We start from the raw sequence: 22,680 nt of genomic DNA, 5'->3' as shown, positions 1-22,680 counted from the left end.
TTTATATGATGGAAACAACAGAAAAATTAAGAGAAAAACCAATTAAAAGTTTATTTATTACGTATTTAATACCAGCTGTTCTTGGGATGGTATTAATGTCGGTTAATATTGTGATTGATGCAGTCATGATTAGTAGAGGAGTTGGAGCGAACGGTTTAGCCGGAGTAAACGTAGCTATTCCAGCATTTTCAATTTTCTTCTCTATTTCATTATGGATTGGAATGGGCGGAGCAACGCTATATTCCATTGCACTAGGTGAAAATAAACTGGAAAGAGCAAGGTCTATCTTTACTCAATCTATGACAGTAGCAGTTGTTATCGTTGGCGTTTTAGCGGCTATTTGCTTATGGAGAATAGAAGATTTAGCATATTTATTTGGTGCGAATGAAGTGATTTTACCATACGCATTAGACTATTTACAGGTGTTATTAACATTTGGAATGATATACGTTTTAGAAAATATTTTAAGTACATTTATACGAAATGACGGAAATCCTAATTTAGCAATGGCAGGTCTTGTTGTAACGGCTGTATTAAATATAGTGTTCGACTATATTTTTATTTTCATCTTTGGATGGGGTGTAACTGGTGCTGCTTCAGCTACTATTCTTTCGGCGGCAATTGGTTTCCTTGTATTATTAACTCACTTCTTTAGAAAAAGTAGTATTTTAAAATGGACGAAATTCCACTTTGAATGGGATACGGTTAAACAAATTATGGTGATCGGTTTCCCAAGCTTTACAGCAGAAAGTACAGTTGCAATCGTAACGATCGGTTTTAACATTGCATTCGTTCAATATGCAGGAGAACTAGGAGTCGCTTCCTATGCGATGGTGAATAGTATTCATGCAATGACATTACTATTATTCTTCGGTGTTGGTGCAGCATTACAACCAATCGCTAGTTTCCATTACGGTGCAAACTTATCAGAAAGATTGCGTGAAGGATTACAGTTTGCTGTGAAAATTGCGCTTGTACTCGGAGGCATTGCGATTGTTGTCGGTTTATTCTTCGGGAAATATATTATAGGTTTATTTAATGTTCAATCGCCAGAACTATTGGAGTTAACGTTAACAGGTATTAGTTTATTCTTTATTCAATATGTATTTTTAGGCTATAATATTGTGTATGGAGAGTATTTCCAATCAGTGCGACAAACGAAAAAATCAGTACTTATAATAATGAGCCGAGGTTTACTATTTGTTATCCCATTGTTATGGATTATGCCAAAAGTATTTGGTATAAACGGAATTTGGCTCGTTATGCCAGTAGCGGAAGTATTGACAGCAATTATCGTATTTACGATGAATCGTATGAAACATCCTGTTCCGTTAAACATGGCGAGAGAGAAAAAAGCAATATAGTGAAGAAAATCCCCTTGAACAAGTAAGGGGATTTTTTTTCATTCTTTTAAACTAATCGCAAAAGATCCATCTGTCTCCTGCACAGAAGCGAAAGCCACATTTTTAATATTTGTAACGCCTTTCTCCATTAACTCTGCATGTAACCACTTTTCATTTTTATGGATTAATTTTAAGTTATCGTATTGAATTTGTGAATCAACGATAAGAGCAATTGGTAAGCCTGCATACTTAACATTTATATTCAAATCTTTTGGAGTCAGAGGCACAAGTTCTCTTTTTGGTAAAATACTAATAGCTCCATTCGCTTCTAATATCGCATACTCAATTTCATGAACACTTGGATATCCTGCGACGCGGAGGTTAGAAAGCAATTCAGGGATCGGATATCTACTTTTTTGTAAGTTCTCAAAAATAATATCACCATGTTTAATTAAAATAATGGGGTGTCCGAGAATAAAACGATTTAGTTTGTTGAGTAGGCTTAATTTTGTAAGAAGCAAATGCAAACATGTAATAACGACCATACCGAGAAATGCTTGTAAAGCACCAGCGACTGGTATGGCTTGAAAAGCTAAATAAGATAAAAAGATAATAGCCCCAAAATCATGAGGAGTTAGTTGTGCTAATGCAGATTTACCAAGTAGCTTAAGTGATAGTAAAAATAAGATAAAAAAGAATGATACGTTACATAAAAAGAGAAGCAATAGGGACACTCCTTCGTGCGAAGTTGTACTTACTATTCCCGAAATTAGTAGAAATATTACCTTTTGGAGGATAAATTAGGCTTAATTGGAATTTGTCTGTATACAAACGAATAAATGGATATTATGATGAAGGAAGTAAAGGGAATAGGGGTATATGGATATGAGAAAGAAGAAAATAATCAAGTATATTTTAGTTGTTATAATGATTTGCGCCGTATATGCGGGGTTTTTACAATATAACATTTATAAGCATGGGCATATGAATGCAATTGATGATGCGGATTATATAATTGTACTAGGATCGAAAGTAAATGGAACACAACCTTCTTATTCATTGCAATATCGTATTGATAAAGCAGCTGAGTATTTAAAATTACATGATAAAACAATTGCTATTGTATCTGGAGGCCAAGGAAAAGGTGAAGATATTACAGAAGCATTAGCGATGAAACAAGGATTAATGAAACAAAATATTGCAGAAGACCGCATTATAATGGAAGATAAGTCGACGAGCACAGATGAAAATATTAAATTCTCAAAACCGTTAATTCCGGCCAATATGAAAAAAGGTATGATTGTAACAAACGATTTCCATATGTTTAGAGCGAAAAAAATAGCTGCAAAACAAGGTTTGCAATTAGAAGGGCTTCCGGCCAAAACACCGAAGCCAATTATCATTCCATCGAATGTACGAGAATATTTAGCGATTACGCAATATTGGTTTATGAATCGAATATAGTTAAAGTAATCCCGCCCAAAATTTGAGGCGGGATTTATTTCGAGGGAAATCTTACAAAAATGTCATGTTCATGAAAGGTAAAGCGATAGTTTGTGGAAAGGTTTCCTGACATAATGAAGGTAACAAAAAACTTTAGAGGTGATTCGGTTGAAAGGAAATAATATTTTATCTTCGCTATGTTACTTTAGTATCTTTTTTGCACCATTTTTACTACCAATTATCGTGTACTTCGTTGCGGAAGATGAAGTGAAATATCATGCGAAAAAAGCATTTTGGTCACATGTTTTTCCATATGCAATTTTATTTGGAGGGTTAGCAGTATCGGGCGTATACGGTTTAAGCTTCACTCAATCTGATGGTGCTGGAATTGGAATGATGATCACATATGTAGTGTTCATTCTTGTAGGGATTTATTACTTCATTTGGAATATCGTAAAAGGTATTAAAGTGTTGAAAGCAGCTTAACAAGCATTGCATAACAGCATATAAATTCGTCGTTATTTGCCAAAACGTCGATATAATTTCATATACCGTATTAATAAACATTAAAAAAGAGCAATTCGAAAAGAATTGCTCTTTTTGTGCTTATAAGTTGTTCATAATGAAAAAGATATGGTAATTTTTCATTATGAACAGAAAAAAGGAGTGATTTTCATGAATGAGATGATACATAAAATGGAGAAACACGTTTCAGTTCGTAAATATAAAGAAGAACCAATTTCAAAAGAGATAGTAGAAAGAATGGTGCAAGCTGCACAACATGCGGCTTCCTCACATTTTGTACAGGCGTATTCTCTTATATATGTAACAGATCAAGAACTCAAGGGTAAACTAGCTGAGTTATCCGGGAATCGTCACGTGAAAGACTGCGCAGCATTCTTTGTTTGTTGTGCAGACTTAAAGCGACTTGAAATGGCATGTGAAAAACATGGAACAGAGATTAAACATGAGGGAGTAGAGGACTTTATTGTAGCAACAGTAGATGCCTCATTATTTGCACAAAACTTAGCACTTGCAGCTGAATCTTTAGGATACGGTATTTGTTATATTGGCGGAATTCGTAATAACCCGAAAGAAGTGAGTGAATTGCTTCATTTACCGGATAAAGTATATCCGGTATTCGGAATGACGGTCGGCGTACCAGATGAAGAGCATGGAGTAAAGCCACGATTACCGGTAGCAGCCATTCTTCATGAAAATGGATACGATGAAAAGAAATATGATGAATTATTAAACGAATATGATGAAACGATGAGTGCGTATTACAAAGAAAGATCGTCAAATCAAAAAAACGTAACATGGACGGAATCAATGAGCTCATTTATGTCCAAAGAGAAAAGAATGCATATGAAAGAGTTTTTAAATGAAAAAGGATTAAATAAGAAATAAGTAAAAAGGCAAACCTGGAATGCGGGTTTGTCTTTTTTGGAGGAGAAATGTATTTTTTTGCTATCATATACATAGAAATAAAAATTAATAAATTTTTACAAAAGTGATAGAAAATGAGAATGAAATGCCAATAGTAAGTAAAAGCAGCTGCTAAAGGGGAACTGAGGAAGGAAGATGTTTATGATTTTTGATTCTGAAGAGGATTTAATTATAGCTATGAAAAAACGTGATCAAGATGCTTTGAAAGAAGTCATTGATCAATATGGAAAATTAGTTTTATACATTATTCATACATCATTAAGTACCCCTATTGAGAAACAATATGTAGATGATTGTTATAACGATGTATTTACTGTTATTTGGTTTAATATCGACCAATTTGATATAGAAAAGGGAAACTTAAAATCTTGGATGATAGGTATTACTAAATTAAAGGCATTGGAATATAAAAAGAAAGTATATAGAGAGAACAAAATGGATAAAGACGTAGAAATAGATAAAGGTATCCATGATAGTTATGAAATAGAACAAGAAGAAGAGATTATGGAAATAGTGCAAGATTTAAATAAAAAGGGTTTTTCTTATTTTTTAATATATTCGTGATAGTAAGTGCAGGTCTTTGCTTTATAAAATATTTAATGTAAAAAGCGGCATAATAGCCGCTTTTTATCGTTTTATTTAGTATTCGATTTAAAATATTTGTCTTATGAAAGAACGAGTATTGCTAATTGTAAACTGCCAATAAAGTTATTTAAGTTTTGATATAGAATGCCCCATCGCACTTGAAAATGCAGCAATAATTTCGTTTGAACCTATCTATTATTGTGCACTACCTAAAGCACCCTCTATAACAAGTTCAAACTTTCAATAAGAAGATATCCCCCCGTACAACTTAAAAGGATATACGTAAATATTTTGAAAATCCGTTGATTAAGCCATTTGAAAATAATTTGACCTATATACAAACCTAGAAATACGATTGGAATAGCATAAAAACTTGATTCCCAAATTGTTTTGTTTGTGCCAGTAAAGAGTATTTGAGTTAGTAGACTAATGAAATATATAAATAGATAAAAAGCTAAAGTAGTTGCTCTCAACGTCTCTTTTTCCGTATCAGTTCCTGTAAAGTAAAGTAACAGGGGTGGTCCTGGCATACCGATACTGGTCGTTAAAAGCCCTGATAATCCACCAACTATAAAATCTCTAAATGGTGTTGATTTAACCTTAAAGTTGCATATTAGCATCAATGTTAATAGTAAGAGCAGGATGCTAATTGCTAATTTAAAAGCGTTTATATTAATGGAAATGAAGAGTAAAATACCAAAAGGTACACCAACTATACTTCCAATAGTTAACCTTTTCAGTAGAATAAAGTCAATGTCCATTCTTATTTTCCAAATGAGTGATATGGAAATAATTAATGATAAAATGATATTTATTTGTATAGCTTCTTGTGGTAAGAATAACATTAGTAAGAAAGGTGTTGCCATTATGGAAAAGCCAAAACCTGTACTTGTTTGCAAAACAGAAGCCACCAATATAATACATATGAAACTTAATGTAATCTCCAAAATAGCCCTCCTATTTAATCTACAATAAATATTTTAATACCATGAAAATCGAATTTAGCTATTTTGAGCCTATAGCATAAGTGCAATGTTTCACAATCTTACTTTTATTTTAACATAAATACTTAGTTTCTTCTCAAATAGCATTCACGTATAGGGTCCATTAACGAATATGGTTGCCATTTTCAAATAATTGTATTGTTACGCAGCGTTAATAAATGAGATCAAATAAAATTTGGTGAAGAATCTATTGATTATCAATAGATTCTTCACCAAGCTCACCGCGATAAAACAAGAAAAGCCATATAAAACTAACAAAAATACAGCATATAGCTAACAAGCTACCAATCACTTGAGGAGAAAGGATTTCTAAAAACCATCCTGTAATAAACATAGATAACTGAATAAGCGATCCGTAGATGGAATAATGAAATGAAAAAACTTTACCAATCATGTTTTCTTCTGTATACATTTGTAGCAATGTCGTATCAAGTGGAACGATGATTCCTCCTGCTATACGCATACAGAGTAATGTAATGATACCGATAATAAGTTGATCGGATAGAATGAATCCGAGAAAGAAAATTCCTTGCAGTAAATAGGCCCAACCAAATGCTCTTTTCATTTTGTCTTCATTTTTAGACATATAAAGATTAACGAAGAGACTGCCAATCATAAGTCCAGCCCCTTGAACCGCATATAAAATACCAATGTTAGTGTGGAAGATTCTTTCGGCATAGATTGTTAGAAGTAACTGATAGGCACCTCCAATAATGCCCCATGAAATGCCGACAAGAATTAATGTTAAAATAATTTTGCTTTGTAATATGTATGTATAACCATCTTTTATATCAGTGAAAAACGCTTTTTTCTTGCTAAAAGTGTCACGAGAAGGGATCTTTATTTTATAAATAATATAGGCTGAAATAAAGTATGATAGGCTATTAATAAAAAAGGCAATCTCGATACTTAAAGATTGTGCAATGAGCCCACCTAAAGAAGCTCCCATAATAGACATAAAACCATTGATTGTACTAGAAAGAGAGTTAGCGGTTACGAAATGCTTTTGATGTACGATATTTTTTAGAGTTGATTGCTTAGCAGGCTCGAATAAGCAAGAGAGTACTGATAAGCATATGTTAGAAACGAAAATAATTTCAATTTTGTAGAATGCTAATAAATAAGTGAGGACGATAATTCCTCGTAAACTATCGGTAAAAATCATAATTTTCTTTTTTGAAAAACGGTCTACAATTCCGCCTATGAATGGGCTCAGAAGAAGTTGAGGTAACCCTTTGCTCATAAAGGTGAGTGCTAACATAAATGAAGATTCTGTTATGCTATAGACGAGTGTTAATAAAGCGACAGTATGAAACCAATCCCCAAGTACACTTAATGTTTGACCATAAAATAGTTTTTTAAAGTTTTTATTTGTTCTAAGAAGTGTGGAATAAGAAACTGATTGCACTGACATAAAAATTAATCCCTATCTATTGGCGATGTTTGTACATGCTTTTTCCATTCACTTAAATACATTTTCTCTGCTTTAGGTAGTCCAACAGGTAATTGTGCAATGAATTCTAAACTATTTCCATCAGGATCGTTAAAATATACGGAGGCGTGTGCTAATTCTGGAAAAACGATTGGCTCAATTGGCTCCATTCTAAAGTCTTTTCGCGCTGGAATTCCTTTCTGTTTGAGCCAGTGTATTGCGTTTTCTAAATCGTGTAAGCTTACTTGGAAAGCGATATGTCGTAAGGATGGATGATAATTGACTTTGTATTCTTTTCCTTCCCAAAGACCAATCCAACTTTCATTTTCTACAATCCAAAAGAAGGCGATATCGTTGTCTCTTTTATATAATTTTAACCCCAGTGATTCATAAAAAGGTATCGAAATTTCTAAATTGCAGACAGGTAAATGTGCTTCATAAAGACCTTTAATCATTATAATCCTCCTTAGTAAAAATGTTTCTTATTCCATAGTAAACGATTTCTTGTTAGTTGAAATCACAAAAAAGATGGACATAAATTCATACGAAAGTATGAAAAAACAGCTCAAATATGAGCTGTTTTCGTATAGTTTTTAGTTAACATATTTCATTCATTTAGAGTTTAGCGAAAAGGATACGTATTATATTTAAAACCCTCCGCCGCCACCCCAACAGCTACATCCGATAATGATTAGAAGGATGAATAGCACGATGAGTAAAGCAAATCCACCGCCGAAACCAGCGCAACTACCACCAAAGCTCATGTTTTTTCCTCCTTTTTAGGAAATTAATCTATATAACTAATGGATTACTTTATAAGATATGTTTTTATTTAGAAAAGGAGCAAGTCTTACTTCTAATTAGACAAGAGCCTGTGATCGGATTTAAATGTGATATTTACTTTGTTTCATAGCGCTTTTTTAAAAATGGTAAAACAATATGGAAGTGTATACTAGGTGAATGTATTGCAAATGAAAGGGGTATGTAACTTACAATTACATTAAAGTTTCTTTTCATAAATATAAAATTTGTAAAAAAAGCCATTTTTTTATTTTTTTATGAGTGGAAATGTACTATAATTTTACAAGTAATATTATGGGAAAAGGGAGTTTTAGTATAGAGATGGAGATGGGACAATTACACAATAAAATAGAACACAAAAAGAAAGAGTTAATTCAACTTGTTGCTAGGCATGGATTAGATCATGATAAAGTTTTGTTATTTAGTCGGGATTTAGATATACTAATTAATAAGTTTATGGATATAAAAGACAAAGTATGTAAGTGATTAATCTTTAATTTTTTATATTAGGATTATTTACTGATAAAGGAGAGAACAGTTATTGGAACATTTACAAGAAGAGTTGTATAAACAAATAAAAGAAGAAAAAGGTGCAGTTACTATATTTTTAAAGAGCGGAGTAAGAATAGTAGGGGAAGTAGTTGGAGTAGATAGATTTACAGTATTAATATTAGTAGATGGAAAACAACAACTTATTTATAAGCAGGCAATATCAACAATTATGAAATAAGACACTTATTTTGAGTGTCTTATTTCATAATTAAATGGTTATTGTTTACATGCTTCAACGTCAATGCCAGCAGCTAGTAATTTTTTTTCTCCGTCTTGTTCAATGATTTTTTGTAATCTAGATAAGAAAGAGTCAAAATCTGTATGTTTACCAACTTGGAAAGTCATTTTATGCTCAATTGGTAGCCAAGTATCAATATCAGCTTCGTTATGCTGAATTTTTACTTCAAGTTTATCAAGTGCATTAGCAACTTTTGCTTCATACGTTTCTTTCGCTTCGAACTCCATCCATAAATCGTATAATTCCACGCCGAGAGAACCTTCTAGTGTACGTTTAATATTTAAAATAGCCTTTTGCTCATTTTTTTGTTTTTGTAATTGTAATTCACGGCTATTCATCGTATCAAAGGCAGGAATATCACCAGCTTCTGCTTCGACAAGGTCATGAATAATAACCATTTTAAGTAATTTTTCTATATTTACTTTTTGATCCAAATAAGGCTCAACTAAGATAGCCATTAGGGACATACGCCACGTATGTTCAGCAACACTTTCTTGACGTCCGTTAGAAAGCCAACTATGTCGCATTTCATATTTTAGTTTTTCTGCTAATGCAATGACTTGTAAAATGTTATGTTCCATCGTGATCCTCCTCATATTTCCATACTATAATTCTAATATAGAAATGAAATGTGTCAATTTAATGAGTATATTGCGATAAATAGATGATACGCGTATAATGATTGTTATATGTGAAAACGCATTATTAAAATAAAAAAATGTTTTACGAAAACGAAAAAGGAAGGGCAGGAATATGGGAGACGAAAATCAAGGATTAGCTAGACCGCAAAGGAAAAAAAAGAAGTTTGATATTTCTAGCCCCTTTGGCATTGTAGTAGGTTTCGTTATTTTAATTGCAGCGATCATGCTTGGCGGTGGTGGAATAAAAGCTTTTAAAAATTTCTTAGATGTTTCATCTATTTTGATCGTTATAGGGGGAACAACAGCGACAATTATTGTGGCATATAGATTTGGAGAAATAAAAAAATATACGAAAAGTATTTTTACTGTTTTACATAGAAGAGAGGAAAATCTAGAACAGTTAACGGATTTGTTCGTTGATTTTTCAAAGAAGTCTAAAAAACATGGTTTACTCTCGTTAGAAGTTGATGGAGAGCAAGTAGACAATCCTTTTATTCAAAAGGGGATTCGTTTAATGTTAAGTGGATATGATGAAGCAGAATTAAAAGAAGTATTAATGAGAGATGTTGAAACAGAAGTATATGAGTTAAGAAAAGGAGCAACATTATTAGATAAGATTGGTGATTTCGCTCCAGCGTGGGGTATGATAGGAACTTTAATTGGTCTTATAATTATGCTTCAAAACTTGCAAGATACATCGCAAATTGGTACAGGAATGGCAGTTGCTATGTTGACGACATTGTATGGATCTGTTATTGCAAACATGATTGCAATACCGTTATCTGAAAAAGTGTATCGTGGCATTGAAGATTTGTATACAGAGAAGAAGTTTGTAATAGAAGCAATCACAGAGCTTTACCGAGGACAAATTCCTTCTAAGTTAAAGTTAAAACTTGATACATACGTATATGAAACGAAGATAAAAAAAGAAAAACGAGCAGCCTAATATTTCAAGGAGTGGTATGGTGATGATAAAACGACCGCAAAAAGGATCGCCTCGTTGGATGACGACTTTTACTGATTTAACGATGTTGTTATTGACTTTTTTTGTACTATTAGTTGCTACATCAAAACAAGATACAGTAAAATTATCGAAGATGCTTGAAAAGTTTAGTGATGCAGAACAAGTGGATGCGAAAGTAATGGAAGGTACAATACCAGATATTTCACATGAAAAAAATGATGAAAAAGCAGTTTCAAAAAAACGAATGGATGAATTGTATAAAAAGTTAAAAGCATATGTAGATAATAATGGTGTTAGTCAAGTGAATGTATATCGAGAAGATACAGGTGTTAGCATCGTTATAGTAGATAACTTAATATTCGATACAGGCGATGCGAATGTTAAGCCGGAAGCAAAAGAAGTAATTAGTCAATTAGTAGGGTTCTTTCAATCGGTACCAAACCCAATTGTTGTAGAAGGACATACAGATAGTAGACCGATTCATAATGAAAAATTTCCTTCCAACTGGGAATTATCTTCAGCACGAGCAGCTAATATGATTCACCACTTAATTGAAGTGTATAATGTAGATGATAAACGATTAGCAGCGGTAGGATATGCGGACACAAAACCAGTAGCATCAAATGATTCACCGCAAAATTGGGAGAAAAACCGGCGCGTTGTAATATATATTAAAGAATAATATATTTCCATTTTATTAATAAAATAATAAAAATACAGAAATTCTTTTAAAAAAATATTAAATTTTCTCGTTTTATTTTGTATAATGAGTGAGAATGATAAGGTGAAATATTAAGATATATTTATACATAGAGGGAGAGAACCAAAAAGAATGGCACATAAAATTTTAGTTGTAGACGATGCGATGTTTATGCGAACAATGATTAAAAACTTATTAAAAAGTAATTCAGAATTTGAAGTTATCGGTGAAGCAGAGAATGGGGTAGAAGCGATTCAAAAGTATAAAGAACTTCAACCTGATATTGTAACACTAGATATTACTATGCCAGAAATGGACGGACTTGAAGCATTAAAAGAAATTATGAAAATTGATTCGAGTGCAAAGGTTGTTATTTGTTCTGCAATGGGACAACAAGGTATGGTATTAGATGCAATTAAAGGCGGGGCAAAAGACTTTATTGTAAAGCCATTCCAAGCCGATCGTGTTATCGAAGCTTTAACAAAAGTAGCAAATAGCTAATATAGAAGGGGTGCCACAAAGAATCAAATCAATGATAGCGGATAGACGTGTGGCCCCCTTTTTTCTCGTTATAAAACACTAAATTGTTATACATAAATGAAATGTTTGTTAGACAGGTAGGGGATTAAAATGCAAACAGATCTATTAAATATATTTTTTGAAGAAGCAGAAGAACATTTACAGTCGCTAAATGAAAATGTGCTAAATTTAGAACAGAATCCTGCCGATATGGGTGTTGTAGGGGAAATATTCCGCTCAGCTCATACATTTAAAGGTATGTCTGCGAGTATGGAATTTGCGGAAATGGCAGATTTAACTCATAAGATGGAAAATGTTTTAGACGAAATCCGTCATGGAAATATGATGGTGAATGCTAATATTATTGATGTTATTTTTGAGTGCATTGATAATTTAGAAAAGATGGTTACAGATGTGCAGCAGGGCGGAATGGGTAATATTGATGTTGTATCTACAAAGCATAAATTAGAAGCATTATTAAATGGGAATGTAGAAGCTTCTATGGAACAAGTAGAGCAAAGTAGTATAAACAATGATGATACAGTTTCACATGAAGTATATATAACCGTCGAACAACAAGCCATTTTAAAAGCAGTACGTGCCATTATGTGTATTGAAGCATTACAAAATGTAGGGGATATACAAAAAACGGTTCCAAGCATTGAAGAAATCGAAGCGGATGCTTTTGGATTTGAGTTTACAGTATATATGGATACTGATCGTAGTGTTGAAGAATTGAAACAGGTGGTGCTTCACGTTTCTGAAATTGAGAAAGTGGAAGTGAAGCAAGGAAATATAGCTGAAGAAGGAATCGTACAACCTATTGCAGCAACGCAGCTGGATCCATCTCTAGAGGCACGAACTCCAACAGCTAGTACTACACCGGCTAAAAGTAATACAAAAACGAAAAATGCTAAAGTAGAGAATCGTTCTATTCGTGTTCAGTTAGAAAAAATCGAAAGATTAATGAATATGTTTGAAGAAAGTGTAATTGAGCGTGGACGAATTGATGAATTAGCAGAAACGATTCAAAATAAAGAGTTAATCGAGCATTTAAATCGATTAGGGGATATTTCAAAAGATATCCAAAATGTATTATTAAATATGCGTATGGTACCGATTGAAACGGTCTTCAATCGTTTTCCGCGTATGGTACGTATGTTAGCGAAAGATTTAGGTAAAAAAATCGATTTACAAATTAAAGGTGAAGATACTGAAGTTGATAAAATTGTTATTGACGAAATTGGTGATCCACTCGTTCATTTAATTCGTAATGCAATTGATCATGGTATTGAAACTGTCGAAAACCGACGTGATGCCGGGAAAAATGAGACAGGTACTATTAAATTAGAGGCGTTTCATAGTGGAAATCATGTCGTAATTCAAATTACTGATGATGGAAATGGTATTCATAAAGGAAAAGTATTAGAAAAAGCGATAAAAAATGGTGTTGTAACGGAATCAGAGGCAAATAAATTAACGGATCGTGAAGTTTTTGATCTTATCTTCCAACCGGGATTTAGTACAGCGGAAGTTGTATCTGACCTTTCTGGACGTGGGGTTGGATTAGATGTTGTTAAACATACGATTCATAGTTTAGGTGGGCATTTAATTATTGATTCTGAAGAAGGAAAAGGAAGTACATTCAGAATTGAACTTCCTTTAACATTGTCTATTATTCAATCAATGCTTGTTCAAACAAATGATAAGCGTTATGCCTTGCCTCTTGGCAATATTGCTGAAGCCATTCGAATTAAGAAAGAAGACATACAATCGTTACAAGGGAAAGACGTTTTAAACTATCGCAATCAAATTATTGAAGTGAAACATTTAAGTACTGTATTTGGTGAAAAAACAGTAGATGAGGCGTTCGCATCATATGATAGTCAAATGGTTCCTGTGTTAATTGTTCGTAATACACATCGTAGCTATGGACTTATCGTAAACACAATTATCGGTCAAAGAGAAATAGTCTTAAAGTCATTAGGTGATTTCTTTGCAGAGAGTTCTAACTATTTCTCTGGTGCGACAATTCTCGGTGATGGACGAGTGGTCCTCATTTTAAACCCAGAAGGTTTATAATAGGAATGAAGGAAGCTCCCCACTTGTATACAATTGGGGAGCTTTTTGGGTAGAACTAATAATATAAGTATATGAAAACCGTCGTTTACACATATTGTGGAAATAAATACATGTTCACAATTCGGATGATAAGTTTGGTAAAATATAACGAGTGTAATAGAGAGTTTAAATCATTTGATAGAAAAACAAAAATGAGGAGGCAGGAAAAATGCCTGAGCAACACACAAAAGGGGATACTGGCACAATTGTGCTAGAAAAAGAAAATGAACATTTAACGCCTCAAGAATGTGATATTCTTGGTGAGATTGCTAATATATCATTTGGTTCAGCTTCGACTGTATTATCAACAATTTTAAATAGGCAAGTAAGTATTACTGCTCCTCAAGTAGAATTGGTAGATTTATATGATACAAGTGATGTTGAAATTCCACATGTTGTATTAAATATCCATTTCACAAAAGGATTAGATATGGAAAATCTTCTTGTTCTTCAACAAGATGTTGCTTTATCTATTGCTGATTTAATGATGATGGGAACAGGTGAAGTTGAAGAGGGAAAAGAGCTTGGTGAATTAGAGCTAAGTGCAGTACAAGAAGCTATGAATCAAATGATGGGATTCGCAGCAACATCTATGTCAGAATTCTTCCAAGATACGGTAGACATGTCTCCGCCAACAATTAAAGTTGTGCAACTTACAGAAGAGATGGAGAAGATTTCTGGTATTAATGGGAATAATATGGTTGTTAAAGTATCGTTTGAATTAAAAATAGATAATCTTGTGAATTCTCAGCTTGTACAGGTTGTTTCAGTTGAACATGCGAAGCGAATGATAAATAAATTGTTACAATTATCTGGTGGTGTGGAAGAAGAAATAGATGAGCCGGCGGAAGTGCAGGAAACTGAGATTGTAGAAGAGCATGTAGAAAAAGAGCAATTAACACAAGAAGAGAAAGATGTGCTTGGTGAAATTGCGAATATTTCAATCGGTTCGGCTTCAACAGTACTATCGACGCTTTTAAATCAGCCTGTCACTATTAGTACACCAAATGTAGAGGCGATTAATGTTCGTCATTATGAAGGAGTACCGGTTCCGTTTGTTATTTTAAATGTCGATTTTGTTGAAGGACTAAAAAATGAGAATGTATTCGTATTTACGAAAGATGTTGCTTTAACAATGGTAGATTTAATGATGATGGGAACGGGTGAAATTGATCCGGAGAAAGAGCTAAGTGAATTAGAGTTAAGTGGCATTAAAGAAATTATGAACCAAATGATGGGGCATGCTGCAACAGCGATGTCAGAAATGTTTAAAGAAAAAATGGATATGACACCACCAGACGTTAAATTTGTTTCTTTAAAAGAAGAAATGGAATATTTGGGAGAGTCGATGGCAGTTGATGAACTCGTTCAAATTACTTTTAATCTTGAAATTGGTGATCTCCTTCAATCAAAGATGTATCAAATACTACCGATATCAGAAGCGAAAGAAATGGTTAGAAGACTTCTATATCCGATGGTGGAAGAGCAAGAAGAAATAGTTGAGGAAGTTGTTGAAGAGGAAGAAATTCCTGCACCAGTCGTACAGCCAATTGAATATAAAGAAGTCAAGCAAGTTGAGCCAGTATATATGGATACATCTATTCTACAAAATGTAGAAATGAATGTTAAATTTGTATTTGGAAGTACAGTGAGAACAATTCAAGATATTTTAAGTCTACAAGAAAATGAAGCGGTCGTACTTGATGAAGATATTGATGAACCGATTCAAATTTATGTGAACGATGTATTAGTGGCGTATGGAGAACTTGTAAATGTAGATGGGTTTTTCGGAATAAAAGTGACGAAATCGCTATAAGGCGTCAAAATAGGAGTTTGAACAAATAGATGAAAAACGTAAAGTTTTTTCTAGTCAGTTGGCTATTTTTACATATATGTATATTTTCACCAACGCAAGGACAGGCAGAAGAAAAAAGTGTACAAGATCAAAATATAAGCGAAATGAATGACCAAGAGGGAAAAAATAAAGAAGTTCAGGAACAGCCGGAACAAGTGGAAATGCCCTCGGTTGAAGATGAAAAAAAAGCAGTAGAAAATGAGCAAGGGAAAGAAAAAAAAGAAGAAAGAACGATAGAAACAGACCGAGGGGTTATTACAGTTAATAAGCAGGAGCTAAAGGTTGGCGAAGAAGTGCGGATTGCTGTAGAATCAAATGAAAAAAACATTCAAAGTGTAAAAGGCATATTACAATTACAAAAAAATGATGAGCAGTACAGACAAGAGAGAATAATATCTTTTGAGTATGAAGAAGAAACGAAGCGATGGATCGCTAATTATAAGGCCGGAATATATGATTTACAAGGTGATTGGAACCTTAGGCTCGTTGAAAGCTATAAAGAAGATGAGAAGGAAGAAGTAATAGAGAACGAATTAAATGTCCCGCTCATTCGTATAAACAATGAAGGACCAACTATAGATAAAGAATTGCCAAAGTTAGAGAAAGTTAGTATTGATGAGGCAAAAGGGAACTTAATTGAACGGAAAAAGGGAGAATCCGTTCATATACGAGTACAAACGGTAGATATAGAATCGGTTGTTAAAGAAGTGCGCGTTATATTAAAAGGAAAAGAAGACGGTAACGATATTACTTTTTTATTAGACTATAATAAACGCGACATGGATTGGCAGAAAATATTTGAAATAACAGAAGCTTTACCTGTTGGGCCGCATCAACTTATTGTGGAAGTAACAGATGGGGCAGGTAACAAACTTGTGACAGAGAGTGAATATATCGTTTCTATCATCGAACAAAAAGTGAAAGATGATGAAAAGATAGAAGAGCAAGAGAATCAAAATGAAGTAGAAGATAAGAAAGAAATTGAGAAGCAGGAAGATCCGAAAATAGAGATGCCGCTTCCAGAAGAAAAACTTCCAGTTGTTCAAATTCCAAAGCAAGAAGAGAAAGTGAACTCTTATATAAAAGAGCCGTTGAAAGAAAAAGAGGAAATCAACTACGTTATAAAAGAGTCGTTAACAGACAACAAGGAAGTAAATAATGTGAAGGTTCATAAAGAGAAAAAAAGCGGAAATGACAATCAAGTCGTTTCTAAAAAGAAAGAGAAAATAGAAGAACAACAAGAAAAGAAAGAGGAAAAAAGTGAGCAGGGAGTACAGGCTTCTAATGTGTTTGCTGTTATGTCAGGATTATTTGTACTATTTTTAGTTTTAAAGAGTAATAAAGAGTGGGGCTAATAATTTGATAGTAGTGGAGGCGCTTAGATGGAAATTAAACGTACTACAATTGAAAATAAGACGCTACACCCATTAAAACAGCCTGCAGCTATTTCAGAACATGAAATTCAAAAAGAGCGAAAACGGAGTAATCTTGTGTTTACCGGGCGGTCCCAAATCATTTCGAAAAATAATGAAATAGGGATTCTACTTGCGAGTTTAGGTGATGGAAAGATTGTAAAAGATATGCTTTCTAAGGAAATGGATACGGTGTTGCAGTTGTTTTCAAAGCTACATATGTTGTCTGAGGAAGGAAAGCAATCGGAAAAAATATATGAACAAATTGTTAAAAGTTTGCAGGGGCTTATTAAACAAGCTCATATAAAGGGAGTTCCGTTATTAGACGGAACATATGATTTCGCTGAAGTGCAGCTTTCGTTTGGAAGAAAAGTGCATATTCCGTTACTTGATGTAAGTGCGCTCATTTCTAGAGTGGAACAAGATACATCAGAAGGAAATACGAATTTAATGATAACAGTTATTACAGCTTACATGACAAAATTGTCTAACGAAACAATTTTAATTAGCGGTACGGATCGTATTTCTAAAGAACGTGATGTGAGCGTGTGGAGAGCACTTGCAGAAATGAATATGACGCAATTATCTCATGCGTTGAAACATACGATTCAAGAGCATAAATGGTCTGTTACGGCTCTATTTCTCTTCATGTGGGTTATAGGTATCATATTGATTCGTATTATATAATAAAAGAAGGTCGTCATTTTAATTATGACGACCTTCTTTTATACTTTTTCGTAAAAGAATGTATCAAAGCGCTGAAGATTGTAGCGTTCGGGTGTTAAAATTTGTTCTGTGCTACCAACGAATAGTACGCCGCCTTTTCGTAAAGAACGACTAAACTTTTCATAAAGCTTTATTCTTGCTTCTTCTGTAAAGTAAATCATTACATTTCGACAAATGATTAAATCGTAGTTCGTATCAAATGTCTGCATTAATAAATCATGTTGTTTAAATGTAACTTGCTGTTTAATATTTTGATGCAATATATATGTATCATCTTCTTTTGTGAAATGACGTTGTTTTAAATCATTAGGTAATTCTTTCAAAGAGCGTTCTGTATATTGACCACGTTTTGCAGTTGCTAAAACATGAAAATCAAGATCCGTTGCTTGAATGTCATAACGAAACGGAGCTAGATGCTTCGATAATATTAAAGAAAGTGTATATGGTTCTTCACCGGCAGCGCAAGCAGCACTCCAAATTTTTAATTTACCGTTATTTTGTTCAAGTAGCTTTGGTAGAGCTTTCGTCTCTAACGTTTGCCAGCGCTCTTTATTTCTGAAAAACTCTGATACGTTAATTGTAATATAGTCAATAAAACTTAAAAATAACGTTTGATCGGTGCGTAAATTATTTAAAAAATTTGTGTAATTTTCAAAACCTTTTCTCGAAATGAAAGCGTCGATTCTTCGGCGCATTCTATCTTGCTTATAGGAAGCGATATCCATATTAAAGTGCTGTTTAAAACTTACGACAAATTGATTATAATCTTGTTCAGTTATCATATTTACAATAGGCACAATAACGATATTGTGCCTCCCCCTTTACATCATACGAATTTTTTGTTCAAAGCTTTTTTTCAGCTGCTTTTCATGTAAGCCTGGTAAATCATAAATAACAGCATCAATTCCTGCTTCTTTTGCAACGTCAACGGGAATGACAGACGTATGTTTATCTCCGTTATAAAAACAGAGAACTAAATCGGTATCTTCGATAATTTGCTTTACAAAAAACATATAATCTGATCGATAAATGGAGTCGGAAGGATGATCAAAAGCAATATACTCTGCTCCGTGTTTTTTTAAATAATCAACGACTTCTTGAAATTCGTCTGTTAATACATGTAACGGTTGCAGTGTGTAAAGGCATAAATTTTGAGCGAGCCTTTCATTTTCAATGAAAAAACGAAGAACTTCATTTTCAATAGATTTATAACATAATATGTAAATTTTATGTTTGTGAGCATAGTCAATTAAAAATTTTTTTATTTCTTCCTGATCTAATGCTGTTAATTGATTTGAACCACAAAGAAAAATATTCATAGATTTGTGCCACCTCATGCTAAATTGTAACATATCTTCTATAAAAAATAACTGCAAAATATCATTGTACAGAGTATAATTATAAATAACTGGATTTTACGATTAAGTTTAGAAGGAAATAAAAAAATAAATAGGTGATATATATGCTGCGTTCTATCTCGCATAATCCAATTTTATCGCATATACCGCCTGCTACTCAAATGCCGAAAGAAGCAAATGTCAGGACAGGACTTGCTTTTTCGGATAATTTGCATGCAGATCCGAAAAAAGATAAATTGTTAGAACAAATGGAAGCACTTGTTGATAACATTGGAGAAATTAAAGAGAAAATCGAATTAGAGTTAACGCTCGATAATGTAATGGAATACAAAAATACTGTAAAATCATTTTTGAATTTTTACGTTGATAACGTATTGCAGTATAAAGATGTTATGTCTCGTCATCCGCGTTACGGATATTCGCAGAAAATGACGATCGTAAAACAAGCTGAAATGGGATTAACTGAGTTAGAAGATGTTATGAATTTAATTAATACGAAAACAGGGCATTTAGAAATGTTAAATCAAATTGGAGAAATTCATGGTTTAATTGTAAATTTAGTCTTGTAAAGGAAAGGAAGCTATATGTACATACAATTATATGAAAAGCTCGTTATTATTCAAAAGGCATATGAAAATATTCAAACGCTTGGGGAACAAATATATGAGAATTTAAAAAATAAAAATGTAAATGCAGTTCAAAAGTTGCAAGTAGAGCAATTGCAGTACATAGAAGGTGTTAAAGGATTATCGCGATCTTTTGAGGAAATGGTTGTTCAGCTTTGTAAAGAAAAACAAGTTGAACCGCTGCGTATGCGTTCGCTATTTTCGTATTTTTCACAGGAAGAAAATGAAAAAATGGAAGAATTACAAAAAAGTTTAAATGAATTAGAAGAAAATGTAAAAATGATTCTTTTGAAAAATCAATATTACTTAAACGTACTATTAAAAACTACAGAAAGTATTGTGGATTCCGTTTCTGAATACAATTTGGAGAAAAACAATAATTCGCAAATCTTTATGAATGAACTATTGTAAAGGAGAAGTGAAGCATTATGAGATTATCTGATTATAATACGCCGTTATCTGGTATGCTAGCGGCCCAAATGGGATTACAAACGACAAAACAAAACTTATCTAACATTCATACGCCGGGTTATGTTCGTCAAATGGTAAATTACGGATCTGTTGGAGCAAGTAACGGTCATACGCCTGAACAGAGAATCGGTTATGGTGTACAAACATTAGGAGTTGACCGTATTACAGATGAAGTGAAAACGAAGCAATTTAATGATCAGTTGTCACAGTTCTCTTACTACGCATATATGAATTCTACTTTATCACGAGTAGAGTCTATGGTAGGAACGACAGGGAAAAATTCATTATCTAGTTTAATGGATGGATTCTTCAATGCTTTTCGTGAAGTTGCAAAAAATCCAGAACAACCAAACTACTACGATACATTAGTTTCTGAAACTGGGAAGTTCACAAGTCAGATCAATCGTCTTGCGAAAAACTTAGATACAGCAGAAGCACAGACGACAGAAGATATTGAAGCACATGTGAATGAATTTAATCGTCTTGGTGCTAGTTTAGCAGAGGCGAATAAAAAAATTGGACAAGCAGGGACACAAGTACCTAATCAACTATTAGACGAACGTGATCGCATCGTTACAGAGATGTCTAAGTATGCCAATATTGAAGTATCTTATGAATCTATGAATCCTAATATCGCGAGTGTTAGAATGAATGGTGTTTTAACAGTAAATGGACAAGATACATATCCACTTCAATTAAATAAAGAAAAAGAACCAATGTCTGTTGCGATTTATGGATCGGATATTCCTTTAAATGGTGGAGCAATTCAATCAGCGATAGATACGAAAGCGAAGATTGCTAGTTATAAGAAAAACCTTGAAGAATTAATGAGTTCTGTAAAAGGTCAAGTGAATACAGTGATGGGAAAAGATTTCTTCGTTGGAGGTCATGCGAAAGATATTCAGTTAAACCCTGAATTCGCAAAAGATGTTTCGAAAATGAAAATCTCTGCTGAAACAGCAAATAAACTAGCAGGAATTACAGAGGGAGATTATAAAGAAGGTCTTTCTTATAAACAAGCATTAGACCAATTTATAGTTGGTGTAGCTTCTGATAAAAGTGCAGTGAATGCTTATCAAAATATTCATAAAGATTTATTAGAAGGTATTCAACAAGAAAAAATGAGTATTGAAGGCGTAAATATGGAAGAAGAAATGGTTAATTTAATGGCTTTCCAAAAATATTTTGTCGCAAACTCTAAAGCTATTACGACGATGAATGAAGTGTTTGATAGTTTGTTTTCGATTATTAGATAATGAGTAATAAAAGCGAACCCATCTTTCTTTTATGGTTGGAGAGAGGACCCGCGAAGGGTAGAGACGGTCAGTGCCTATTAGTGGCCCAATCGATGTGAGACCAGAGATATGAGATGGTTGAAGGGTAAGTTAGCTAAGAGGAAAGCCATGTTTAGTGAATGCATCGCCCTCGTGTTAAATAAAAATGACAAAGCTCTCTTTTATGAGGAAAGAGAGTATCCGTCGTAGTGTAGAAGCAGAGAGCCGTATATAGTTGTGGTTGCTTCCCCGCACTAATTCAAATATAGATAAAGGAGAAGGTAAAGATGAGAGTATCTACATTTCAAAATGCAAACTGGGCAAAGAATCAGATGATGGATTTGAATGTGCAACAGCAATATCATCGAAATCAAGTAACTTCAGGTAAGAAAAATCTTTTTATGAGCGAAGACCCACTTGCGGCAAGTAAATCATTTGCGATTCAGCATTCGTTAGCAAATATTGAACAAATGCAAAAAGATTTAGCGGATTCGAAAAATGTATTAACACAAACTGAAAATACATTACAAGGTGTTTTTAAATCTTTAACAAGAGCGGATCAATTAACAGTACAAGCGCTAAATGGGACGAATAGTGAAAAAGAATTGAAGGCAATCGGTGCAGAGATTGATCAAATTTTAAAACAAGTTGTATATTTAGCGAATACGAAAGAGCAAGGCCGTTATATTTTCGGTGGGGATAGTGCTGAACAAGCTCCATTTACAGAAGATGGTACGTATCAAGGTGGAAAAAATGATGTGAACTGGCAACTAAATGACGGTTATCAATTAAAAGCATTTCGTAACGGAGAAGAATTATTATCCCCAGTTATAAAAACGTTAAAACAGATGAGTGAAGCACTGAATAACGGTGATCAAAAAGCTTTGCAACCGTTATTAGGAGAAAATAAGAAAAACTTAGATAGCGTCATTAACCGTACAACTGAAGTGGGTTCAACTATGAACACGATGGAGACGTTTAAAACAATTTTAAGCGAGCAAAATTTAGCGCTTCAAGAAAATCGTAAAGAAATTGAAGATGTTGATTTAGCGGTAGCAATTTCTGACCTAGCTTATATTAATGCAACTTATGAAGCAACGCTTAAAGCAGTTAGTACGATGAGTAAAACGAGCATTTTAGATTACATGTAAACAATAAGGAGTGAG

Annotated in this window: 26 protein-coding genes; 18 read left to right on the top strand and 8 right to left on the bottom strand. The window is 33.4% G+C overall.

The features are described from left to right. The first annotated feature begins 8 nt into the window (after nt 1-8). Nucleotides 9-1,364, top strand: coding sequence for an MATE family efflux transporter (locus MHH66_RS18345; protein WP_033716432.1), 1,356 nt, complete (start codon nt 9-11; stop codon nt 1,362-1,364). 38 nt (nt 1,365-1,402) lie between these two features. On the opposite strand, the gene MHH66_RS18340 is transcribed toward MHH66_RS18345, so the two are convergent. Next, nucleotides 1,403-2,068: a DUF421 domain-containing protein gene (locus tag MHH66_RS18340; protein ID WP_002126540.1), complete on the bottom strand. Its 666-nt coding sequence runs from the start codon at nt 2,066-2,068 to the stop codon at nt 1,403-1,405. A 202-nt stretch (nt 2,069-2,270) separates the two neighbouring features. Here MHH66_RS18340 and MHH66_RS18335 point away from each other — a divergent pair, with 202 nt between their 5' ends. The 4 genes from MHH66_RS18335 (at nt 2,271) to MHH66_RS18320 (ending at nt 4,799) form a co-directional block, all read left to right on the top strand. Next, complete coding sequence (locus MHH66_RS18335) at nt 2,271-2,807, top strand: YdcF family protein (protein WP_306302659.1); 537 nt, start codon at nt 2,271-2,273, stop codon at nt 2,805-2,807. Nucleotides 2,808-2,954: 147 nt separating this feature from the next. Then, nucleotides 2,955-3,272, top strand: a complete 318-nt coding sequence (locus MHH66_RS18330) for a DUF4870 domain-containing protein (RefSeq protein ID WP_078184224.1) — start codon at nt 2,955-2,957, stop codon at nt 3,270-3,272. Nucleotides 3,273-3,461: 189 nt separating this feature from the next. After that, nucleotides 3,462-4,196 (top strand): oxygen-insensitive NADPH nitroreductase, encoded by a 735-nt coding sequence (gene nfsA / locus MHH66_RS18325; protein ID WP_063217923.1) that lies wholly within the window; start codon nt 3,462-3,464, stop codon nt 4,194-4,196. 174 nt (nt 4,197-4,370) lie between these two features. Beyond that, nucleotides 4,371-4,799 (top strand): sigma factor, encoded by a 429-nt coding sequence (locus MHH66_RS18320; RefSeq protein ID WP_078184225.1) that lies wholly within the window; start codon nt 4,371-4,373, stop codon nt 4,797-4,799. A gap of 242 nt (nt 4,800-5,041) precedes the next feature. Here MHH66_RS18320 and MHH66_RS18315 read toward each other — a convergent pair whose 3' ends face one another. The 4 genes from MHH66_RS18315 to MHH66_RS18300 form a co-directional block, all read right to left on the bottom strand. Further along, nucleotides 5,042-5,767 carry a sulfite exporter TauE/SafE family protein gene (locus tag MHH66_RS18315; protein WP_078184226.1) on the bottom strand — a complete coding sequence of 242 codons (726 nt, stop codon included), beginning with the start codon at nt 5,765-5,767 and terminating at the stop codon, nt 5,042-5,044. Between the two features lie 244 nt (nt 5,768-6,011). Then, nucleotides 6,012-7,238 carry an MFS transporter gene (locus tag MHH66_RS18310; RefSeq protein ID WP_063217920.1) on the bottom strand — a complete coding sequence of 409 codons (1,227 nt, stop codon included), beginning with the start codon at nt 7,236-7,238 and terminating at the stop codon, nt 6,012-6,014. A gap of 5 nt (nt 7,239-7,243) precedes the next feature. Then, complete coding sequence (locus MHH66_RS18305; RefSeq protein WP_063217919.1) at nt 7,244-7,711, bottom strand: VOC family protein; 468 nt, start codon at nt 7,709-7,711, stop codon at nt 7,244-7,246. A 192-nt stretch (nt 7,712-7,903) separates the two neighbouring features. Then, nucleotides 7,904-8,020: a YjcZ family sporulation protein gene (locus MHH66_RS18300; protein ID WP_000007805.1), complete on the bottom strand. Its 117-nt coding sequence runs from the start codon at nt 8,018-8,020 to the stop codon at nt 7,904-7,906. Nucleotides 8,021-8,324: 304 nt separating this feature from the next. Between MHH66_RS18300 and MHH66_RS18295 the strand changes: the two genes are divergently transcribed. Together MHH66_RS18295 and hfq are read left to right on the top strand one after the other, a co-directional pair. Then, entirely contained in the window at nt 8,325-8,543 is a 219-nt protein-coding gene (locus MHH66_RS18295; protein ID WP_063217918.1) for an aspartyl-phosphate phosphatase Spo0E family protein, read from the top strand. A gap of 55 nt (nt 8,544-8,598) precedes the next feature. Continuing rightward, nucleotides 8,599-8,787: an RNA chaperone Hfq gene (gene hfq / locus MHH66_RS18290; protein WP_002012071.1), complete on the top strand. Its 189-nt coding sequence runs from the start codon at nt 8,599-8,601 to the stop codon at nt 8,785-8,787. Between the two features lie 38 nt (nt 8,788-8,825). Here hfq and MHH66_RS18285 read toward each other — a convergent pair whose 3' ends face one another. Then, a complete protein-coding gene (locus tag MHH66_RS18285) occupies nt 8,826-9,428 on the bottom strand; it encodes an HD domain-containing protein (RefSeq protein ID WP_002086514.1) in 603 nt (200 codons plus the stop codon). A gap of 172 nt (nt 9,429-9,600) precedes the next feature. On the opposite strand from MHH66_RS18285, the gene MHH66_RS18280 reads away from it, so the two are divergent. From MHH66_RS18280 to MHH66_RS18250, 7 genes are all read left to right on the top strand, one after another. Continuing rightward, nucleotides 9,601-10,434, top strand: coding sequence for a flagellar motor protein MotP (locus tag MHH66_RS18280; RefSeq protein ID WP_063217917.1), 834 nt, complete (start codon nt 9,601-9,603; stop codon nt 10,432-10,434). 22 nt (nt 10,435-10,456) lie between these two features. Continuing rightward, the gene (locus MHH66_RS18275) at nt 10,457-11,134 is read left to right on the top strand and encodes an OmpA family protein (protein WP_002012067.1); all 678 of its coding nucleotides are present in this window, start codon (nt 10,457-10,459) and stop codon (nt 11,132-11,134) included. A gap of 150 nt (nt 11,135-11,284) precedes the next feature. Next, nucleotides 11,285-11,653 carry a response regulator gene (locus MHH66_RS18270; RefSeq protein ID WP_000940577.1) on the top strand — a complete coding sequence of 123 codons (369 nt, stop codon included), beginning with the start codon at nt 11,285-11,287 and terminating at the stop codon, nt 11,651-11,653. A gap of 129 nt (nt 11,654-11,782) precedes the next feature. Then, a complete protein-coding gene (locus tag MHH66_RS18265; protein ID WP_063217916.1) occupies nt 11,783-13,753 on the top strand; it encodes a chemotaxis protein CheA in 1,971 nt (656 codons plus the stop codon). 208 nt (nt 13,754-13,961) lie between these two features. Then, nucleotides 13,962-15,608 carry a flagellar motor switch protein gene (locus MHH66_RS18260; protein ID WP_078184227.1) on the top strand — a complete coding sequence of 549 codons (1,647 nt, stop codon included), beginning with the start codon at nt 13,962-13,964 and terminating at the stop codon, nt 15,606-15,608. A 29-nt stretch (nt 15,609-15,637) separates the two neighbouring features. Further along, on the top strand, nt 15,638-17,002 hold the full coding sequence (locus MHH66_RS18255) for a transglycosylase (protein WP_078184228.1): 1,365 nt from the start codon (nt 15,638-15,640) through the stop codon (nt 17,000-17,002). A gap of 27 nt (nt 17,003-17,029) precedes the next feature. After that, nucleotides 17,030-17,746, top strand: coding sequence for a hypothetical protein (locus MHH66_RS18250; RefSeq protein WP_002086506.1), 717 nt, complete (start codon nt 17,030-17,032; stop codon nt 17,744-17,746). 38 nt (nt 17,747-17,784) lie between these two features. Here the strand turns inward: MHH66_RS18250 and MHH66_RS18245 are convergent, their stop codons facing one another. Beyond that, nucleotides 17,785-18,567: a CheR family methyltransferase gene (locus MHH66_RS18245; RefSeq protein WP_002086504.1), complete on the bottom strand. Its 783-nt coding sequence runs from the start codon at nt 18,565-18,567 to the stop codon at nt 17,785-17,787. Between the two features lie 39 nt (nt 18,568-18,606). Next, nucleotides 18,607-19,104, bottom strand: coding sequence for a flagellar motor switch protein FliG (locus MHH66_RS18240; RefSeq protein ID WP_002086503.1), 498 nt, complete (start codon nt 19,102-19,104; stop codon nt 18,607-18,609). A 143-nt stretch (nt 19,105-19,247) separates the two neighbouring features. Here MHH66_RS18240 and MHH66_RS18235 point away from each other — a divergent pair, with 143 nt between their 5' ends. The 4 genes from MHH66_RS18235 (at nt 19,248) to MHH66_RS18220 (ending at nt 22,665) form a co-directional block, all read left to right on the top strand. Further along, nucleotides 19,248-19,712 (top strand): YaaR family protein, encoded by a 465-nt coding sequence (locus MHH66_RS18235; protein ID WP_002086502.1) that lies wholly within the window; start codon nt 19,248-19,250, stop codon nt 19,710-19,712. 15 nt (nt 19,713-19,727) lie between these two features. Beyond that, on the top strand, nt 19,728-20,180 hold the full coding sequence (locus tag MHH66_RS18230) for a flagellar export chaperone FlgN (RefSeq protein WP_002064619.1): 453 nt from the start codon (nt 19,728-19,730) through the stop codon (nt 20,178-20,180). 17 nt (nt 20,181-20,197) lie between these two features. Then, nucleotides 20,198-21,496: a flagellar hook-associated protein FlgK gene (flgK, locus tag MHH66_RS18225; protein WP_078184229.1), complete on the top strand. Its 1,299-nt coding sequence runs from the start codon at nt 20,198-20,200 to the stop codon at nt 21,494-21,496. A 305-nt stretch (nt 21,497-21,801) separates the two neighbouring features. Continuing rightward, nucleotides 21,802-22,665 carry a flagellar hook-associated protein 3 gene (locus MHH66_RS18220; protein WP_002030927.1) on the top strand — a complete coding sequence of 288 codons (864 nt, stop codon included), beginning with the start codon at nt 21,802-21,804 and terminating at the stop codon, nt 22,663-22,665. The last annotated feature ends 15 nt before the right edge of the window (nt 22,666-22,680 follow it).

The organism is Bacillus sp. FSL H8-0492, from assembly GCF_038006145.1.
GTDB lineage: Bacteria > Bacillota > Bacilli > Bacillales > Bacillaceae_G > Bacillus_A > Bacillus_A mycoides.
This window is presented reverse-complemented; position numbering and strand designations above follow the sequence as displayed.

Coding starts and splice junctions, on each gene's coding strand:
- MHH66_RS18345 (WP_033716432.1), top strand. CDS start 9: ATGGAAACAACAGAAAAATTAAGAGAAAAACCAATTAAAAGTTTATTT.
- MHH66_RS18335 (WP_306302659.1), top strand. CDS start 2,271: ATGATTTGCGCCGTATATGCGGGGTTTTTACAATATAACATTTATAAG.
- nfsA (WP_063217923.1), top strand. CDS start 3,462: ATGAATGAGATGATACATAAAATGGAGAAACACGTTTCAGTTCGTAAA.
- MHH66_RS18320 (WP_078184225.1), top strand. CDS start 4,371: ATGTTTATGATTTTTGATTCTGAAGAGGATTTAATTATAGCTATGAAA.
- MHH66_RS18310 (WP_063217920.1), bottom strand. CDS start 7,238: ATGTCAGTGCAATCAGTTTCTTATTCCACACTTCTTAGAACAAATAAA.
- MHH66_RS18305 (WP_063217919.1), bottom strand. CDS start 7,711: ATGATTAAAGGTCTTTATGAAGCACATTTACCTGTCTGCAATTTAGAA.
- MHH66_RS18300 (WP_000007805.1), bottom strand. CDS start 8,020: ATGAGCTTTGGTGGTAGTTGCGCTGGTTTCGGCGGTGGATTTGCTTTA.
- MHH66_RS18295 (WP_063217918.1), top strand. CDS start 8,325: ATGTACTATAATTTTACAAGTAATATTATGGGAAAAGGGAGTTTTAGT.
- MHH66_RS18285 (WP_002086514.1), bottom strand. CDS start 9,428: ATGGAACATAACATTTTACAAGTCATTGCATTAGCAGAAAAACTAAAA.
- MHH66_RS18280 (WP_063217917.1), top strand. CDS start 9,601: ATGGGAGACGAAAATCAAGGATTAGCTAGACCGCAAAGGAAAAAAAAG.
- MHH66_RS18275 (WP_002012067.1), top strand. CDS start 10,457: ATGATAAAACGACCGCAAAAAGGATCGCCTCGTTGGATGACGACTTTT.
- MHH66_RS18270 (WP_000940577.1), top strand. CDS start 11,285: ATGGCACATAAAATTTTAGTTGTAGACGATGCGATGTTTATGCGAACA.
- MHH66_RS18265 (WP_063217916.1), top strand. CDS start 11,783: ATGCAAACAGATCTATTAAATATATTTTTTGAAGAAGCAGAAGAACAT.
- MHH66_RS18260 (WP_078184227.1), top strand. CDS start 13,962: ATGCCTGAGCAACACACAAAAGGGGATACTGGCACAATTGTGCTAGAA.
- MHH66_RS18255 (WP_078184228.1), top strand. CDS start 15,638: ATGAAAAACGTAAAGTTTTTTCTAGTCAGTTGGCTATTTTTACATATA.
- MHH66_RS18250 (WP_002086506.1), top strand. CDS start 17,030: ATGGAAATTAAACGTACTACAATTGAAAATAAGACGCTACACCCATTA.
- MHH66_RS18245 (WP_002086504.1), bottom strand. CDS start 18,567: ATGATAACTGAACAAGATTATAATCAATTTGTCGTAAGTTTTAAACAG.
- MHH66_RS18240 (WP_002086503.1), bottom strand. CDS start 19,104: ATGAATATTTTTCTTTGTGGTTCAAATCAATTAACAGCATTAGATCAG.
- MHH66_RS18235 (WP_002086502.1), top strand. CDS start 19,248: ATGCTGCGTTCTATCTCGCATAATCCAATTTTATCGCATATACCGCCT.
- MHH66_RS18230 (WP_002064619.1), top strand. CDS start 19,728: ATGTACATACAATTATATGAAAAGCTCGTTATTATTCAAAAGGCATAT.
- flgK (WP_078184229.1), top strand. CDS start 20,198: ATGAGATTATCTGATTATAATACGCCGTTATCTGGTATGCTAGCGGCC.
- MHH66_RS18220 (WP_002030927.1), top strand. CDS start 21,802: ATGAGAGTATCTACATTTCAAAATGCAAACTGGGCAAAGAATCAGATG.